Source organism: Paenibacillus sp. G34 (assembly GCF_056856875.1).
In genome coordinates this window covers 1,075,808-1,093,073 of the sequence record NZ_CM166469.1, presented here as the reverse complement: position 1 = coordinate 1,093,073, position 17,266 = coordinate 1,075,808, and the positions used below count along the sequence as shown (strand labels likewise).

Annotated in this window: 15 protein-coding genes; 4 read left to right on the top strand and 11 right to left on the bottom strand. The window is 47.2% G+C overall.

The window, feature by feature from the left end; all coding sequences use genetic code 11:
* Window positions 1–10: 10 nt before the first annotated feature.
* The 7 genes from AC1VYS_RS04840 to AC1VYS_RS04810 form a co-directional block, all read right to left on the bottom strand.
* Window positions 11–334, bottom strand: a complete 324-nt coding sequence (locus tag AC1VYS_RS04840; protein WP_482934477.1) for a hypothetical protein — start codon at window positions 332–334, stop codon at window positions 11–13.
* A 173-nt stretch (window positions 335–507) separates the two neighbouring features.
* On the bottom strand, window positions 508–966 hold the full coding sequence (locus AC1VYS_RS04835; protein ID WP_482913234.1) for a GNAT family N-acetyltransferase: 459 nt from the start codon (window positions 964–966) through the stop codon (window positions 508–510).
* Window positions 967–1,103: 137 nt separating this feature from the next.
* Window positions 1,104–2,492, bottom strand: a complete 1,389-nt coding sequence (locus AC1VYS_RS04830; RefSeq protein WP_482913233.1) for a DUF1963 domain-containing protein — start codon at window positions 2,490–2,492, stop codon at window positions 1,104–1,106.
* A gap of 20 nt (window positions 2,493–2,512) precedes the next feature.
* Window positions 2,513–3,694 carry an alanyl-tRNA editing protein gene (locus AC1VYS_RS04825; RefSeq protein WP_482913232.1) on the bottom strand — a complete coding sequence of 394 codons (1,182 nt, stop codon included), beginning with the start codon at window positions 3,692–3,694 and terminating at the stop codon, window positions 2,513–2,515.
* Between the two features lie 442 nt (window positions 3,695–4,136).
* Window positions 4,137–6,284, bottom strand: a complete 2,148-nt coding sequence (locus AC1VYS_RS04820) for an alpha/beta hydrolase family protein (RefSeq protein WP_482913231.1) — start codon at window positions 6,282–6,284, stop codon at window positions 4,137–4,139.
* Window positions 6,285–6,770: 486 nt separating this feature from the next.
* Window positions 6,771–8,540 (bottom strand): dihydroxyacetone kinase subunit DhaK, encoded by a 1,770-nt coding sequence (gene dhaK, locus AC1VYS_RS04815; protein ID WP_482913230.1) that lies wholly within the window; start codon window positions 8,538–8,540, stop codon window positions 6,771–6,773.
* Window positions 8,541–9,680: a glycerol dehydrogenase gene (locus tag AC1VYS_RS04810; RefSeq protein ID WP_090917434.1), complete on the bottom strand. Its 1,140-nt coding sequence runs from the start codon at window positions 9,678–9,680 to the stop codon at window positions 8,541–8,543.
* Between the two features lie 367 nt (window positions 9,681–10,047).
* Here AC1VYS_RS04810 and AC1VYS_RS04805 point away from each other — a divergent pair, with 367 nt between their 5' ends.
* Window positions 10,048–11,079: a PocR ligand-binding domain-containing protein gene (locus AC1VYS_RS04805; RefSeq protein WP_154891146.1), complete on the top strand. Its 1,032-nt coding sequence runs from the start codon at window positions 10,048–10,050 to the stop codon at window positions 11,077–11,079.
* A gap of 106 nt (window positions 11,080–11,185) precedes the next feature.
* The gene (locus AC1VYS_RS04800; RefSeq protein ID WP_482913229.1) at window positions 11,186–12,175 is read left to right on the top strand and encodes an aldo/keto reductase family protein; all 990 of its coding nucleotides are present in this window, start codon (window positions 11,186–11,188) and stop codon (window positions 12,173–12,175) included.
* A 6-nt stretch (window positions 12,176–12,181) separates the two neighbouring features.
* Here the strand turns inward: AC1VYS_RS04800 and AC1VYS_RS04795 are convergent, their stop codons facing one another.
* From AC1VYS_RS04795 to AC1VYS_RS04780, 4 genes are read right to left on the bottom strand one after another with little or no spacing between them, the layout of a single operon-like run.
* Window positions 12,182–13,057 (bottom strand): LysR family transcriptional regulator, encoded by an 876-nt coding sequence (locus tag AC1VYS_RS04795; protein ID WP_482913228.1) that lies wholly within the window; start codon window positions 13,055–13,057, stop codon window positions 12,182–12,184.
* Between the two features lie 33 nt (window positions 13,058–13,090).
* A complete protein-coding gene (locus AC1VYS_RS04790) occupies window positions 13,091–13,564 on the bottom strand; it encodes an SMI1/KNR4 family protein (RefSeq protein ID WP_482913227.1) in 474 nt (157 codons plus the stop codon).
* Window positions 13,561–14,694, bottom strand: a complete 1,134-nt coding sequence (locus AC1VYS_RS04785) for a threonine aldolase family protein (RefSeq protein ID WP_482913226.1) — start codon at window positions 14,692–14,694, stop codon at window positions 13,561–13,563. The genes AC1VYS_RS04790 and AC1VYS_RS04785 overlap by 4 nt, the downstream gene beginning before the upstream one ends.
* Before the next feature lie 18 nt (window positions 14,695–14,712).
* The gene (locus AC1VYS_RS04780; protein WP_482913225.1) at window positions 14,713–15,570 is read right to left on the bottom strand and encodes a LysR family transcriptional regulator; all 858 of its coding nucleotides are present in this window, start codon (window positions 15,568–15,570) and stop codon (window positions 14,713–14,715) included.
* Between the two features lie 278 nt (window positions 15,571–15,848).
* Here AC1VYS_RS04780 and AC1VYS_RS04775 point away from each other — a divergent pair, with 278 nt between their 5' ends.
* Both AC1VYS_RS04775 and AC1VYS_RS04770 read left to right on the top strand, forming a co-directional pair.
* Window positions 15,849–16,841, top strand: coding sequence for a zinc-binding dehydrogenase (locus AC1VYS_RS04775; protein ID WP_482914911.1), 993 nt, complete (start codon window positions 15,849–15,851; stop codon window positions 16,839–16,841).
* Between the two features lie 108 nt (window positions 16,842–16,949).
* Window positions 16,950–17,228 carry a hypothetical protein gene (locus AC1VYS_RS04770; protein ID WP_482934476.1) on the top strand — a complete coding sequence of 93 codons (279 nt, stop codon included), beginning with the start codon at window positions 16,950–16,952 and terminating at the stop codon, window positions 17,226–17,228.
* The last annotated feature ends 38 nt before the right edge of the window (window positions 17,229–17,266 follow it).

Genomic DNA, 17,266 nt, shown 5'->3' with positions numbered 1-17,266 from the left:
TATGACATGCCTATGATTTATACCCTTTAAGTGTACAAAGTAATCGGTATGTTGCCCATGTTACCAAACAATATCCCACCCCATACATCAGCCATACATCCAGGTTGGCGGTGAACGTCGCCCAATCACTGGTGATAAACAACAAAGGCAGCAAGAAAGATACACCCAAAGCAATTGTCCTACTGCACCGTTTCGAAGCCTTCAAAACATACCAGCAAGCCCCCATAATTACAGCCAACATAGGACACAACACAAATACCGGAAACAAGGGGTTCATTCCTTCAAACCACCAGTAGAGCATGTTCCATGCCCCCTCCATTCTCTGATGCGTCACAGCGTTCAAATCCCGAATTTTAGTTTACCACTTTTTGCGCTGTATGAACTGTATCAAATGTTTCATTTTTTCCTCAAAACTATAAACACTTCAACGCATAAATTAACGTCAAAAACCAGCCCCCCTATACTAGAGAGACTGGCTGTTTTCGTTAAGATTCGTCATCTATAATGTTATTTAATAACTTTGGTCATAAATGAACTGTTCGGGTCTAGAATATAATCCGCAAACGGCTCGCAATATTCAAAACCAAAGTCTTCATACAGCTTGCGTGCCGGGATAAAAGAATCCATCGAACCCGTTTCCAGACTGATACGCTGATATCCGCGAGTTGTCGCCTCTGCAATGATATGCGTCAAAATATGGCGGGCTACCCCTTTGCGTAAATGAGCGGAAGCCGTACGCATCGATTTCAGTTCAGCATGCTCCGCGTTCAGTTCCTTGATCGCCCCGCAGCCGAGCAGTTCCTCTCCGTCCCATGCACACCAGAACGTAATCTCGGGTTTCTTCAGTCCATCCAGATTCAGTGCATGTATACTTTCTGGCGGCGAATCCGCTGCCATGCCCATCAAATGTTCCGCGATTAACGCTTTTACCTGATTTCCATTCAAATCATCCACTCTTATTTCCATCGTTCCCACTCCTGCCGACATTTTGTAATTTATCTCTCTCCACGAAGCTGATCAATGATTATATATTACAACGATGTCAGGTTTTATGACAACAGTCACTTCATGCTGGAAAACGATAAGAAAGTGGGTGGATTATATTATGATTGCTGATACGATACTGCTGTCATCTGGCATGGCTCACACGCAAACATGTAATACACACCTTCACCATTTTCCTGAATCATCTCACCGTCCAACTGTCCGATGGCTTTCATCGTAGCAGAGCAGGCTGGACATACTGGATAATCTGCATCTTGCACCCAGCCGGGGTGACCCCCAACCTGTGATATAGAAGGTTCCATTGCCCACTCACTACCATGGAAAGGCTGACGTGGTTCAGACGCAATATGGAACAAACGCCGCTGTTCCTGTTCCCGTGCTCCTTCTGCCCTTTCTCCCTCGCCAACAAGGCTGCCTACCTCTAAGGTGTTTGAGCCTATTCCCGAAACATCTACGCTCATCTCTTCCACATCAATATCATCAAAACCATCCGGCTTCAAATTATGTCTACTCCAGATCGGATTCCCTGTTGCATCCATCTCCATGTACACCACGCTGAAACCGCTACAGACCAGACAGGTCTGCACATCAAGGTGTGGAGCGTTCCAGTGAACAGAATGAAGCGCCGGATGTTTCACCTGTAAATTCATTAAGCTAATGAATGGATTGCTGCACCACGGGCAATGAGTGGAGCTTGGTACAAGTAAAGAAACCGGAGCACCCTCAAGGTTTTCCCTCTCTCTTCCCGCTACGTTGCTCTCTCCTGTTTCATATAGTGAATAACTTGGGGTGATAAACAATTCCCTGCGTTGACCATCTTCGGTTAACTCCCAGCCTGCTTGTAAGGTATAACGCTCAGGTGCCACATACAGCCTGCTAGCCCAGTCAGGCGGAGACTGCTTCCACTGCCAGAACTGTTGTACAACCACTTCGTCACCGATATAAGCCAGCATGATCAGGATATGGTTTCGATTCTCTTCATCCGTATTCACCCGTTGTAACAGATGATCTCGCATTTCCCCAGAGGCGCTCTTGAACAAAACCGCTGGATAAACGATCTCCCGCTCCAACAGCTCCGGAATCTCCGCAATCAGGGGCAGATCATGGTAACACACAAGGTACAGCAAAATGTCCTTGCCCGTGTCCTCATCATCTGAGCGAATCAGTTCCATCGCGTATTGTTTCATCTCATGCTGCTGCTCTGTTGATAGGGACAGATACACCTGTTCCATGGAGTTTTTATACGGTACGTACCGAATAAGTTCATCGTATGTGCGGGGTTCATGCATGATTTTCAAAATCTGCACTGCGTCCGTAATGCCCTCATACAGATCGACATCACGCCGATTCGCTTCAATATAACGCTGATGTGCCTCCCGTTCCATCTCCTGCTTGCAAGGCATACAATACCCACCTGTTTTAGCTGCTGTTGCTGGTAAAATCATATGGTCGCATCCTTCGCGTACACACGGAATACGTTCTGTCATGCTCCCGCCTCCTTCAACCTTTAGGAATGATATCCAAGTTGCTCCTTGGTGAATTCGTAAAACGCAAGTGCATCCTCACTGCTCGCAAATCCTGCTTGAGCTATTTTCTCACTGCCGCCGCCTTTGCCTTGGTATGCCCCGAGATTTCCTTTGAAAAACGGCCCGCACGCCCATTCCGGCGGCTGTCCATTCTGTGCCAGCACAACTTTCGCTTCCGAGATGCTGGCAAACAGCACCAAACCCTCATGCTCTTCTGTAAGTTTGGTAGCAAGGCTTTGCATGTCCTTGAGTGATTTGTCTTCGAAAATCCGGGCAATAACCAGCCCTTCCCGTGCCGCAAGCAGTTCCTGTGCGTAGTAAGCATCGTTGGTAGATTTTATAGCATTCAGCTCGCTTTGCAGCTGTTTCTGCTCCTGCTCCATTTTCTCAATACGCTCCAGCAGTTCGTCACGGCTTGTCTTTAATTTGGTCGTAATACCATTCAGTACTTCCTGTGCTTCCTTGAATTCGTTCAAGGCTCTTGTGCCGCATTTAAAATAAATCCGGGTACTGCCCTTAACCTTTTCGGTTTTCAGAAGCTTGATGATACCAATCTCGCCCGTTGCCGCTACATGTGTGCCACCGCAGGCATTGTGCTCCACACCTTCAATCTCCACGATGCGAAGGTCCTCCGTCACCGTAGGCTGCTTCACCAAAGGCAAACGCGCCGCTTCTTCCGCGGTAACCCATGAAGTACGAATCGCTGCATTGCGAACAATCTGCCGATTCACCTCTTGTTCAATCCTAGCGAGCTGTTCCGCGCTGAGAGTCTCCGCAGCTACGTCAATCGTTGCGTAGTCCGTGCCCAAGTGAAAACTGAGCGTCATCGCATCCGTCAGCTTCAACGTGACTGCCGACAACAAATGCTGGCCCGTATGATGCTGCATGTGGTCGAACCTCCGCTCCCAATCCAGCTCACATTGCACTTCATCCTGCTCCGGGGAACGTTCTAACTTATGCCACACTTCTCCATCTTCCAGATTCACATCCAGAACCGCAATGCCGCCAATCTGTCCCAGATCACACGGTTGTCCGCCTCCATGCGGATAAAATGCCGTCTCGGCGAGCGTAACGTATACGCCATCTTCTTTCGTCACTCGATTGGTAATATGTGTATGCCACTCGCGCGTGTACGCAGCGTCATAGTAGAGTTTTTGAGTCATTGAATGGATTCGTTCCCTTCTCGTTCAAGTAAGTTACATCTACTCTCAGATTACACTATTTCCCATAGCTAAAGCCAATATTGCTACTTCGCTCTCCACTTTCATGTAATTGAGATCTTTCTGTAGACTATAAACTATCTATTAAATTCTATGGTTCCGGGTCTACTCAATATAAAAAAGACCGCTCTGTAAGCCATAGCCTACAGAGCGGTCTATATTCTATCCAACGTTTCATCTGAAAATGTTGGATATGTAGCCCTTTGATTACACCGGAACGGAGATGACAGACTAATGCTGGAGAAGCGGAGCGCTCGCCTTTATCCCCCGATTTTCCCCTAAGGAAAAAGTTCAATAAAAATCGGGGGATAACAGCGATCGAAAGCATAGTCAGTCATCGGAGTGGTCAAGTGTAATCTAAGGCCACGCCATATCTTTTTTCACATTAAACCAAGTTCCAGAAGAGAACGGTATTCGCCACCGTCACCATCGTAAACAGCAACGTATTCACAAATGCCGCGAGCCATACATTATTCGTTTTCTCAAACAATTTGCGTGCGTATACGGCAGCGATGATCAGACATGGCACCAGCGCGAACAACAGAATGCCGTTCAGTGCTTGAGTTGGATACAGTGCCACACCTGTCATAAAGTCTTTGCCATACTGTGCCAGCATCCACAATACCAATCCGCCAACATTCAGTACAATCGCAAGGAACATACCACCGCGTTTGCCGCGCGTATTGGCGTTCAGTGCAACGGCACTCACAAAGTAATAGATCAGGAACAGTGGTGCATAACGCAGTGCAGTCACGAAATGTGCCTGTTCAAACGTACGTACCGCAAATGTCCAGATCCGGAAGTCCGTTCCGAAGATCGCCTGTACCGCGAACAATAGTGCATAGCCGATAACAATAGCGAGTACAGCTGTTACAAGGCTGGCAATAATGGTTCCGATATTCAAGCTAATGCCGTAATCACTGAAACGAGTGCCTGCCTCCTTTTTGGAGAAATAGTGGAATGCAAAGGTCACTAGAATCATAATCAACGCCGATACCAAGGCCCAGTATACGATCTGGTTCGTCGTTGGTTCATTGAAGTATGTGCCTGTAACGACAATTTTGCTCGCATAGTTAAACACAACCCACATGACCAGAGATACAATAGCCAGCAGCACGCTGCCTACGCCGATATTTTTCATCCGGCGGCTTGCCGCATAATCATTCTTTTTGCTTCCAGCCAAGATAAATCCAATGACTGCACCAAGCACACTTGCGATCAACAAGATCAGAGCAATGATACGCAATACATTCAATCCGTCTGCCGATTTATCCATTAGCGTTGGGAAAAGAATAGCCGGGATCAGCGTGCTGAACGCAATCGCGAGCCAGTAGATCGTTTTTTGCTTGCCACTTACGGCAGCGGAAACTGTTGCGATCTCGTTGCTAACCGCCTTACGCAGCAATGGCAGTCTAAGTAGCAACGTAATCAACGGTACAATCATCAGGAAGAAACCGATCAATGCTACAAAGTTAAAGGCTTCCTTCGCCCACCAGATCTGATTTCCCGATCCCAGATTCACATTCGTCTGGTTCGGTGACGTTACCCCATTGAAAGCATGTGCGTAAAAGTCGATCAGATGTCCCGTTGTCGTTGGTGAAAAATGGTTCCACGGGTGAGTCTGATTCGGTGTAAACATGATGTGCTCGCCTATTTGCGAAGGACGTACCACTTTGCCGTCAACCATCAGGTCACCAGACTGAACTTCAGTAAACTTGTCTGTTTCCGCTCTTGGCGCATCTGCAGCCAGTCCGAGGAATGCTTTACCCGAGATCGTTGCGGCAAAATCTTTGCGCATCACGGTGCCTTTGATTTCTTTTTCAGCGGCTGTTTTCTCTTCGTCGGATTTATTGAAGAAAAACTCGTCATACTTACCCGCAATCATCCCTACCGTACGGCTACCAAAAGCAGCTTGCAGCTGATCCTGTGGTGCCACGGCAGCGGCATATGAATAATCTGCCCCTACAGAGATTCCTGTATAGATCATACGATGTCCTGTTTGCAACGATGTCATCTCATCCATGTACATGGAGAGCAGCGTTGAGAATCCGCCCATGGAGTGCCCGCTCACAGCAACATATGCGTTACCTTTATCATCTTTTTTGGTGAAATCCTGATCATAGATATATTTAGCCGCATCGAATTGAGAATAAATCCAGAATGTGCCGAACATATCTTTCACCGGAATAGGTGCACTCCAGCGAGAGTCCCCGTGATCATACATATCAAGTGCGAGTACGATGTAACCACGTCTGGACATCTCAATGGCAGGTGCATCCTGCATTTCTTTCGTGTTTAAATAACCATGCGTTGTAATAATAACCGGTCTTTTGTCATCAGCACCCGCGCCTTTTGGCATGTACAGCAGACCCGATAACGTTCCGTGGTCGGCCTGGAATTTGATCTCTTTAACCTTGACGGAATAGAAGGATGTGTTGAACATGCCGGCAAACAAGCTGCCGAAAATAACTAGAACGAGTGATAAAACCAGCAACCCCTGCGGTTTTTTCAAGAATGATGTGACTGTTCTCATAGTTGGCTCCTTTAGTAATATAAAATGCGATATAACTTGAAATCCATATATTTACACATGCACTTCGATGACAGAATAACCTTCCGATCGCTGTTATCCCCAGATTTTTTGATTCCCTTTTATAAAGGGAAAATCCGGTGATAAAGGCGAACGCTTCGCTTCTTCAGGTTTTTTCTGTCCTCTCCGTTATTGTGTAATTTAATAGTTCAAATTATATAGATAAATAGATATCACTATGCATACGCTTCCCTCAAGGAAATGAGCGAGACAGCATGTCATAATGTAGTTAACAATACAAGCCAACAATAAATCTAAATTTAATTATTCAAATTCGATGTAAATGAGTACATGTAAATATTGACTCAATATAGCCTAAAAAAGGCACACATAACGACGCCGGACTCCGGCGCCGTCACCTGTGTCAATGCATATCTGTATCGTTCTGATATCTATATCGTCATGCAAACAAATTTAATGAACCTCTTCTTACTTCAAAGACTCGGACAGTTCGGTGAAAATAACACCCAGCGCATACGCGCCAGCATCCGGATATCCCAGACTTCGGTCACCGACCGTACCTGCGCGTCCCATACGTGCTACGATATCTTCGGTTTTCTTCGCACCTTCAACCGCTGCCGCCGCAGCTTTGGCAAATACAGCTTTGAAGTCATCGCCAGACTCTGCACTTTGCGTCCACGCATCTGCGCATGGTACGAGTGCATCGATCAACGTTTTATCGCCTACAACCGCACCGCGTCCGAAGGAACGCTCACCCGTTGCTTGAATGCCTTGAACGGCTGCCTGAATCATTTCAGCAAACTCAGCAACGTTCAAATGCTGCTTCTCACCTACCGCTTTGCCCGCTGCACGGAATGCCGAACCCCAGATTGGACCGGATGCTCCGCCGCAATACTCCATGATCACCAGAGAGCACGCATCGAGGAATGAGCCGATATCTTTTTTCTCTTCGTTAACGATGTGGTTCCACTCACGCTTCAATTGACGGAAACCTTTGGCTACACTCATCCCGAAGTCGCCGTCACCGGCATGGGAATCCAGTTCACAGAACGGCACTTCGTTCTTAATGATGATTTCGCCCATTTTATCGATCAGGTAAACCATGTTATCCAGTGAGAACTGATTATTTTCAACAACAGCTGCTGACGCATCCGTCTGCACCTCATAGGATACCGGAGCATCCTCAGTCACAACCGCTTCCAGCGCTTCGGAGTAAGCAACTTGTGCCACTGGAGGGCCAGACACTTTAAATGCAGGTGTGTCGCTTTCCTTAAACAACAAGGTTTTTAATTCCTCATCCAGCTTCAGAATCGTTACCGATGCACCCGCCATGTCAATACTGGTCATGTAGTTGCCCACGAATGTCGTCGCTACATTAAGACCCGCCTGTCCTGCAAGCTCACGTTGAACTGAATTGTTGAGCAGGTACAGTTCTTGCAGAGGTGTCGCACCAAAACCGTTCACAAGCACAGCGATCTCGGCAGACGCATCCTGATCCAGCTTCATATCTTTGAGCAATGCGGACACCATACGTCCTGCAAGCTCATCTGCAGAAACAATTTTTTCACGACGAATACCCGGCTCACCATGGATACCTACCCCGAACTCCATCTCGTCTTCCGCGATTTCGAAGGTTGGTGTTCCCTTGGCAGGCACCGTACAAGACGTGAATCCAAAACCGATACTGCGCACGTTCTGCGCCGCTTTCTCGGCAACAGCCTTCACTTCTTCCAGGCTACGTCCTTCTTCCGCTGCTGCGCCGGCAATTTTATGAACCAGAACGGTTCCGGCCACGCCGCGGCGTCCTACCGTATACAAGCTGTCTTGCACAGCGATGTCATCTTCCACACGTACATATTGCACGTTGATGCCATCTTCTTCAGCCAGATGTGCTGCGTTCTTGAAGTTCATCATGTCGCCGCTGTAGTTTTTGATGATGAGCAGTGTACCTTTGTTGCTTGCCGTTGCTTTGATCGCTTGATATACCTGGATTTGCGAAGGGGATGCAAATACATCGCCGCATACCGCTGCATCCAGCATACCTTTACCGACATAACCAGCATGTGCTGGCTCGTGACCGCTACCGCCGCCGCTGATCAGGCTGACTTTGTCCGCTTGAATCTCTCTGCGTTTGATCACTTTATATTTTTTCAGGAACTCCAGCTCCGGGTGCGCAAGCGCGATCCCGTTGCACATTTCCATGACAACATGTTCAGCCTGATTAATGATTTTTTTCATTTATTTTGCCTCCTGGCGTGCTTTGTACTCCCGTCCGATTCGGTCAGCTGCTGCGATCGCCGCGGCTACTTCAGGAACAGTAATCGGGAATGGCATCGCGTGGATGGATTCCTCTGGAATGCACGCAATCTCTGCTACTTTCAACAACTCTTCTTGTGTTATGGTTTCTACGCCGATATCTGCAAGACTTACAGGCAATCCTACGGAAAGACAGAAGTCCATCACTTGGTGCAATTCTTCGGTTGGCGCATTTTCAAGGACGAGCTGTGCAATCGTACCGAAGGACACTTTTTCACCGTGGAAATAGTGGTGTGTGCCTTCCAGAACTGTCAGACCATTGTGGATCGCATGAGCTGCAGCCAAACCTCCGCTTTCGAATCCAAGACCGGACAACAGGATGTTCGTTTCTACGATGTTTTCCAGGGCTTGAGTTACTACGTTGCTGTCGCTCGCTACTTTTGCTTTAGCGCCGTCCGTCAGCAGCATTTCGTAACACAATTTAGCAAGTGCCAGTGCTGCATTTGTCCCTACAGCAGAAGGTGTGTACCCTTCACGGGAACCCATTGGCAGACTTGCATTCACACGGGAGTACGATTTTGCTGTTGCTCTTGCCTCGAAGTAAGTAGACAGCGCATCTCCCATACCGGATACGAGGAAACGTGTTGGTGCATTCGCAATAACCGTTGTGTCTACGAGCACCACGCTTGGGCTTTGTTTGAAGTATGCATAATCGTCAAAAGAACCTTCTGGTGTGTACAATACTGCCGAGTGGCTTGTCGGCGCGTCTGTTGCTGCAATCGTTGGACAGATGATTAATGCATCACCTTCAGCAACACATTTTGCAGCATCAATGGCTTTACCGCCACCGAGACCGATCGTGCATGTGCAGCCTTTTTCTTTCGCAATTTCTTGCAAACGAGCAACTTCCTCACGTGAACATTCGCCTCTAAAACCGCTTTCAACAAACGTGATATTGAATTTTTCTGCTGTTGCATCCAGCTTGGCTTTAACACGCTGTACATCGTCCGGGTGTGCAATCAACAACGCAGAATCTCCGAAGGATTTTACGAAATAACCCAGGTTCAACAATTCGTCTTCGCCTTGCACGTACTTGGTTGGGCTGATAAATGCTTTTCTCATAATATGATATGCCTCCTAAAAGTAGATTCGATAGAATGTTTTGCGCAGCAACGCTTGTCCTTCTTGACTTGAATTCGGAGGTTAAGGTGGCTCGCTCCGTGTTACATCAAATTTTAATTGTTGCAATTGACCTAAATATAACGCAGAAACAAGAGGTTTACAGTGGACTTTGATAACAAATTATTATAATTTGCAATCGTAATTTTTTGCTTTTTCGCATAATCGTGGTATGTTATTGTCATGAGATGGTTGAATTATGACCTCCCATGTTCCATTACCCGTCCTGTTCACGTCTTAATATGTACAACTTTCAACTTTTTAACGACTCTCCGATCGATGAATTCGGTCTGCCACGGAGGTTTTTCATATGATTAAAGAATATCTGCACATCAATAAAATACTGGATCTGGACAAGTGGAAGCGCCTTCAAGATTCCCTTGCCACCGTCACCAAACTTGCCATTCTTACCGTCGATTATAAAGGCATACCCGTCACCAGCCACAGTAGCTGTCAAGCATTCTGCCAGAACGTTCGCAAAGATCCCGAGCTTCTTCCCTACTGCCAAAAATGTGATTCTCGCGGCGGTTTGGAAGCTGTCCGCCTTAACGAACCTTACGTTTATCTCTGTCATTTCAATATCATTGATATTGCGATTCCAATTACGATTGATGGAAAATACATTGGTGCTGTGATGGCTGGACAAGTCAAGCTGGCTGACCCCGAGAAGGGGAATGACCTAGAGCAGATTGTGACGTCCAAAAACGTACCGATGCATGATGCGAAAATGAAGGAGTTACAGGCAGAATATGATCAATTGCCCGTCATGACCTATGAGGAGATTGTAAAAATTTCGAATATGTTGTCGCTACTGTGCAACTATATTGTAGAAGAAGCTTTGAATAAAAATCTGCTAGTCGAGATGTTCGAGAAAGCTTCAGGCAATCAGGAGTCCGTCAACTTGTCCACCATCCTGCCAGGGTATTCGATCCGCAACATCGAGTCGATCAAAAAGGAAATGACCAATGCCATTGCGGACGCTTATCTCAAAAATAGTCCAAGTGACACGGAGAGCCTCAATCCGGTGCTCCAGCCTGCTTTTGAATATATCCATAGCCATAAGAGCGAACAAGTGTCTCTTAAACAAGCAGCCGATCTGTGCCACCTGAGTCCAAGCTACTTCAGCAGGTTATTCGCCAAGGAGACCGGAGAAAACTTCACCACCTATCTCGCCAAGCTCAAAGTCAAGTGGGCCAAACAGCTGCTGGAGGTCACGGACATGCCCGTTTCACAGATCAGCGATGAACTGGGATTTAATGAATCGGGGTATTTTATTAAAATATTTAAAAAGTTCGAGGAAATCACACCTGCCCTCTATCGTAAATATATTCAGGAGAGCTGATTAACCTGTGATATGTTTTTCATATCAATCATGCGCTTAATAGATATTTCACCTAATTATCTGCACTTGCTACAATGGAGTCCAGATGAGTAAGGAGGCATGACAAATGGAATATCGCAAATTGGGAAACAGCGGTTTAACCGTCAGTGAGATTTCGCTGGGCAACTGGATTACACATGGATCACAAGTTGATGATCCAACAGCACAAGCTTGTGTCCAAGCTGCATTGGAGGCAGGTATTACGACATTTGATACGGCAGACGTATATTCGGATACCAAGGCGGAAACCGTGCTGGGACAGGCTCTCAAGGGAGTACCAAGAGAGAGTATTGAACTATGCACCAAAGTCTGTCATCCAACTGGCCCAGGTCACAATAACAGAGGACTTTCCCGCAAACATATTATGGAAGCCTGCAGTGCTTCATTACAACGATTGCAAACGGATTATATCGATGTCTATTACGCTCACCGCTATGATCCACACACTCCACTGGAAGAGACATTCCTTGCGTTTGCTGATCTTGTTCGTCAAGGCAAGGTTCATTATATTGGGGTTAGTGAATGGACAGCTGCTCAGATTGAGCAAGGCTCCGCACTAGCTAAAGAGTTGCGTGTACCTTTCATCGCAAGTCAGCCGCAGTATTCGATGTTATGGCGTGTAATTGAGCAAGAAGTTGTGCCCGCAAGTGTACAGGCAGGTCTGGGACAGATTACATGGTCTCCACTCGCTCAAGGCATACTATCGGGTAAATACCTTCCGTATGAAGCAGTGCCACCCGGATCACGGGCAGCAGCTAAAGCAGGGAAACCCTTCTTCAACAAGCTCGCCGGTCGTTGGCTGCACGATGATGTGCTGACTGCTGTACAACAGCTTCTTCCTCTAGCGAAGGAACTAGATCTGACTCTTCCTCAACTCGCTGTTGCCTGGGTTCTTCAACATCCCTACGTCAGCTCAGTGATTATTGGGGCATCCGGGCCAGAACAGGTACTGGAAAATGTAAAAGCTTCCGGTGTAAAACTGGATCAGGATATCCTCACTCGAATGGATGAAATATTAGGAAAATGGATTGAGAGAAATCCTGTCCTGACAGGTTAGTGGTGATCAGTCGATCTTGTCCATGTGTATAAAACGGGTGACCACACCCTGATTCATGTCCGTCCGCCATGCCATGTATAAGGGCACGGAGGGCGGTTTTTCTATTAAAGGTAAAAATACCACACCTCTGCGCTGAAACACCTCCACCGAAGAAGGAACAATGGAAACTCCCATGCCTGCAGCAACGAGGTTCACAATCGTATACATTTGGATTGCTTCCTGCGTAATTCGCGGTTCTACCCCATGCTCCCTGCAATACTCCCGAACGAGACGATGAAACGGTGAGCCCAAATGGCTAGGGAACAAAATAAAATCCTCTTCCGCCAAGTCAGTAATCGACACTTGAATTTGCTCTGCCAAAGGGTGATCGTTTGGAACCACCACCATTAACGTTTCTTCCTGGAAGATCCGGAAAGACACATTTGGCGTATGCTCCTGATATCGTAAAAATCCAATATGGATCTGTCCATCTTGCAGTGCCTGCAGCTGTTCAGAAGATGTCATCTCACGCAGTGTAATTTCGATCTGTGGGTACGCTGCTCGAAATCGCCTTAGCATATCGACCATCATACTGCCTGAAGCCGAATCCACAAAAGCTACCGTTATATGACCAACGACGCCTTGGTCAACCTTCTGTGTGAGATGGATCGATCGTTCAAGCTGAGTCAAAATTAATCTTGCCTGATCTAGAAATACGGCTCCCGCAGGCGTTAGCCTAACCATCTTTTTCGTACGTTCCAACAGCTTAACACCTAGTTCTTCTTCCAGATTTCGGATCTGTTGACTCAGTGGCGGCTGAGTCATATTTAATCTTTCGGCCGCACGATGGAAATGAAGTTCCTCCGCCACGGCGATAAAGTAGCGTAACTTTCGAATATCCATTAAACCTGATCCACCTCCCACTGCCCTCTCCCGTTACTTCATCTGCTCATCCACCCAGATGGCAGACTCGGCATGCATCGTCATGAGTGCACAGAAATCAGACTTGATCTCGACCAAAGGGGCATCCTCACCGCTGTCATGTATGAGCATTAACACTTTTCCAGAGGATTCATCCAGAACGGCTATGCTACCCTCACCGAATCCGCCGATTGGAAAAAGCTTCAGCCCGCCAGGCAGGTCGTATTCCTTCTCGTACTCTCGATATGCATCCAGAAACTCGGGATACGCCCAATCCAGCTCTTTGACTGAATACAAGGCGGGATCACCAAAGTTACAGGCCCCGAATTCTAGTAGCAGCGCACGGTAAGCCGCAGGCAGCTTCACTTGGTACTTTTGCTCAAAATTGTTGATGTCCTGCTCGGTTTCAGGTTTACTGCCACTCCCCATCGATGTACCGTATGCCTGCACCAACAACTCTCGAATCGGGTCTAGTTCCACGGATCTCATCTGTTTTGCAACTCCCCGTCCAGCCAAGTCAGTGCATCTCGCAGCTTGTCCTGCGGCACCGTATCGTATCGGTCCCCTGTCGACATTTCAAATGAGCAGCTATTACCTCCGGTTTTGTTCAGATAAGATGTAATCGCGATATCAAACTGCTGCGCCATCTGCACAAGCAAGGGCTCTACCTCGGAAGCTGCGAGTGCAAAGTGAACGTGAAACATATTGGACACAGGCTGATCAGGAACCGTTCTGATTCCGTGGCATGCATTAAACAGTGAGGCCAGTTCCTTGGCCTGCTCGTAATAATGTCCCATTTTGCCAACACGTTCGTTGAAATAATACCGGGAGCTTAGAATATACGGATACAGTCCAATCAGATCGCCGCCATGCCGCCGTTTCCACACCTTGGATTCCTGCATGATCTCCGTATCCCCAGCAAGAATAGCTCCTGCAATGCCGCCAATGCCTTTGTAAAAAGAGATGTACACACTATCAAACAAACTGCAAATCTCCGCAGGTGTTTTCCCATAATAAGGTGTGATCTCGAACAGGCGTGCTCCGTCCAGATGCAGCTTGATCCCGTGCTCACGGCAGTACGTCGAGATCGCCTCCAATTCCTCATAAGCCGGCAGTTGCCCGCCAATCTCACGTTGTGGCAATTCAAGTAACAAACAGGCGTATTTCTCCTCAATCCCTTTCACATCGCCCAGTGTAATCAAACGATCCGCCTCGCCCAGCAAAATGCTTTCGATCTGATGCAACTCCTTTAGCCCATCTTCTTCATGAATCTCCAGATGAGACAGCGGATGATACGCCACGCGCTTGATACCTGCCCGGTCACACCAGATGCGAAGCGCAATCTGCTGCGCCATCGTGCCGCTTGGGAAAAATACCGCCGATTCCTTCCCTAGCACATCTGCCATCTCCTGTTGAAACTCATCAATGATTGAGCCATTCCCGTAGTGGTCACTGAACGTTTCTCCATCCACCTGTTCCAGCGCTTCCTGCAGCACTTTCACTTTGCGGCTACCGTGTCCGCCTATAATGTACTTTGCCTGATTAAACGCGTCAGGAAGTGTTACTTTGTTATTTTGTTCTACATCATTATCGTTTTGAGTGCCTGTACGTTTAACCAAAATCAATCACTCCTTTAATTATTCCGGTACCGTCATAATTTCCACTAGAGCCTGAAGTGCGTTAGAACTATGTTCACCATGAGCATACACAAATCCTACTTCCAAACGAGAATACGGATCAGGCAGTGATACAATGTCTACCTCACCTCTGGCTGCTGCTTGAGCCACCGAAGAACGAGGAAGCAAGGACACGCCTAAACCGGCAGTAACACCATTAATAATGGTATCGAGTGTCCCATATTCCATGACTTTTAGTGAATGAACCCCTTGAGTTTTCAAAAAATCCTCCGCTTGAGCTCGGTGGCTGCATCCAACCTCAAAAAATAACATCGGCCTGCTGAGTAGCACAGACATATCATGTTCACCTGGTTTAACGATCAGCACCAGCTCATCGTCGTACATTTTCATATAATTCAGCTTCTCATGTTTGACCGGACCATACACCAGAGCACCATGTAATTCATGCTCGATAACCTTTTGGTTCAGATCGTGTGTCCCCCCTGTCACAAGGGAATAATGTACATTGGGATAACTTGCACAATACTCCGCCAGTAGTGGCGTCAGGAAACGGGAGGCTGCGGTCTCGATTGAGCCTATACGAAGATTGCCAGCTGGTGGACTTCCATCCTGCGCGGCCTGCTCTGCTTCAGATAATAATTCCAATATTCGATCTGCATACCCTAGCAGATTCTCTCCTGCCGGAGTGAGTAACATCCCCCGATTGGAACGATGAAACAACGGCACTTGAAGCTGCGCTTCCAATTGTTTGATCCGTGTAGTTACGTTGGATTGCACATAATTAAGTGCGGTGGCGGCTTTAGTGATACTGCCTTCGCGGGCAACCGCCTGGAATATTTTCAAATCCCCTGCATCCATTTTCTTCTCACCTGCTTGTCTTTATATCAGAGCATTCCGCCCTATTGAGATGTCGTACATCAGGCTAAACACTCTTCATTTCTTCACGTATTCTTATCTATCATTATTCCTGATACTGACCTTCATTTCTGTTTATTTTACGTGTTTCCATCTCGCCTGTACAATGACACCGTAGACACCGTAATGAGTCTTCTATCTACTTTACAAGAACACTACAAACTGATGACAGAGTAACCATATTATACAGGGAGGTAACATCCATGAACGTATCCAAAACAATGAACGCCATCATACATTCAGGTCATCGCGGCCTTGAAGGTCTTCAATATTCAACCTTTCCAACACCTGAAGCAGGTCTCGGACAAGTCGTTGTAGAGCTTCGCGCAGCTGGACTTAATCATCGCGATCTCTTCATTATGTCAGATCGTACGCCTCAAGACACTCCGCTTATTCCCGGATCGGACGGGGCAGGCATTGTGGTAGAGGTTGGGGAAGATGTGAATCATCTTTCCGTAGGTGACGAGGTAATTATTCATCCGACGCTCGGCTGGGAGCATACCGCAGAAGTGCCTGTCGTTCCAGGTATAGTCGGCGGCCCTTCGCATGGAACACTAGCGCAATATATTACACTGCCTGCCAGCAATGTGCTGCCCAAACCTGAACATCTCTCCTGGATTGAAGCTGGTGTATTGTCTCTTTCTGCACTGACGGCGTATCGTGCGCTGTTCACTCGCGGGGGGCTGAAAGCAGGCGAACATCTTCTGATTCCCGGAATCGGAGGTGGTGTCGCAACGTATGCTCTTCTTATGGCTTTAGCTGCAGGAGCGAAGGTCACCGTAACATCTAGAAGTGAGGTTAAACGAGCTGAGGCATTACGTCTCGGGGCTCATCAAGCTTTAGACAGTCATGCCGATTGGAAGAGTACGATGAATATTCAAGAGCCTGTTGATATCATTCTGGACAGTATTGGACAAGCGATGTTCCCCAAATACGAAAGTGTCATCCGACCTGGCGGACGAATTGTGATGTTTGGTGCAAGCTCCGGCGATGACCTGCATGTGCCAATTCGTTCGATCTTTTTCCCGCAAATCAGCTTGATCGGTACCTCCATGGGTAGCCGTGAAGAGTTTGTGCAGATGTTGGAGTGGGTAGAAAAACATAAGATTCGTCCTGTCGTAGACAGCACTTATCCACTGCAAAATACGGCACAGGCGTTTGAACGCATGGAAAATGGCGAGCAGTTCGGCAATATCGCGATTACGATGCGCTAAACAACGACCTTTTTACCATGAACTTTCCCCTTATCAATGATAGACTAATGCTTAGACATGGTCATCAGATAGGGGGATTTGTCTTTGACTCGTTTTCTTAAACGTCACATGAAACGCACTATCATTTTGCTGGTTGTATTTTTGCTTGCTGCTCAGATCCCTCTGGTGAAGGAATTGCTGGCTAGAGGAGCTACAACTTTATACGTAGCTGTCAAATATCCAGATCAAACGATCACATTTGAACACTTTGAATATGAGCCGCACTTTGGCGACTATATCATTTCTTATAGGGCGTCAAAAGGTGCTGGCCCAGATCTAACATTAGCACCAAAAATGCTACCCATTTTCGTGAAATATGATCCATGGGATCAGCCTATGTCAGACTAACCGGGACTGCAATCACCTAAATCGTTCAATACATTTTA

Bases quoted from the DNA above. Each gene is read 5' to 3' on its own strand.
- AC1VYS_RS04780 (WP_482913225.1), bottom strand. From the start codon at position 15,570: ATGGATGCAGGGGATTTGAAAATATTCCAGGCGGTTGCCCGCGAAGGC.
- AC1VYS_RS04820 (WP_482913231.1), bottom strand. From the start codon at position 6,284: ATGAGAACAGTCACATCATTCTTGAAAAAACCGCAGGGGTTGCTGGTT.
- AC1VYS_RS04775 (WP_482914911.1), top strand. From the start codon at position 15,849: ATGAACGCCATCATACATTCAGGTCATCGCGGCCTTGAAGGTCTTCAA.
- AC1VYS_RS04810 (WP_090917434.1), bottom strand. From the start codon at position 9,680: ATGAGAAAAGCATTTATCAGCCCAACCAAGTACGTGCAAGGCGAAGAC.
- AC1VYS_RS04805 (WP_154891146.1), top strand. From the start codon at position 10,048: ATGATTAAAGAATATCTGCACATCAATAAAATACTGGATCTGGACAAG.
- AC1VYS_RS04790 (WP_482913227.1), bottom strand. From the start codon at position 13,564: ATGAGATCCGTGGAACTAGACCCGATTCGAGAGTTGTTGGTGCAGGCA.
- AC1VYS_RS04770 (WP_482934476.1), top strand. From the start codon at position 16,950: ATGAAACGCACTATCATTTTGCTGGTTGTATTTTTGCTTGCTGCTCAG.
- AC1VYS_RS04830 (WP_482913233.1), bottom strand. From the start codon at position 2,492: ATGACAGAACGTATTCCGTGTGTACGCGAAGGATGCGACCATATGATT.
- AC1VYS_RS04825 (WP_482913232.1), bottom strand. From the start codon at position 3,694: ATGACTCAAAAACTCTACTATGACGCTGCGTACACGCGCGAGTGGCAT.
- AC1VYS_RS04835 (WP_482913234.1), bottom strand. From the start codon at position 966: ATGGAAATAAGAGTGGATGATTTGAATGGAAATCAGGTAAAAGCGTTA.
- AC1VYS_RS04795 (WP_482913228.1), bottom strand. From the start codon at position 13,057: ATGGATATTCGAAAGTTACGCTACTTTATCGCCGTGGCGGAGGAACTT.
- AC1VYS_RS04800 (WP_482913229.1), top strand. From the start codon at position 11,186: ATGGAATATCGCAAATTGGGAAACAGCGGTTTAACCGTCAGTGAGATT.
- dhaK (WP_482913230.1), bottom strand. From the start codon at position 8,540: ATGAAAAAAATCATTAATCAGGCTGAACATGTTGTCATGGAAATGTGC.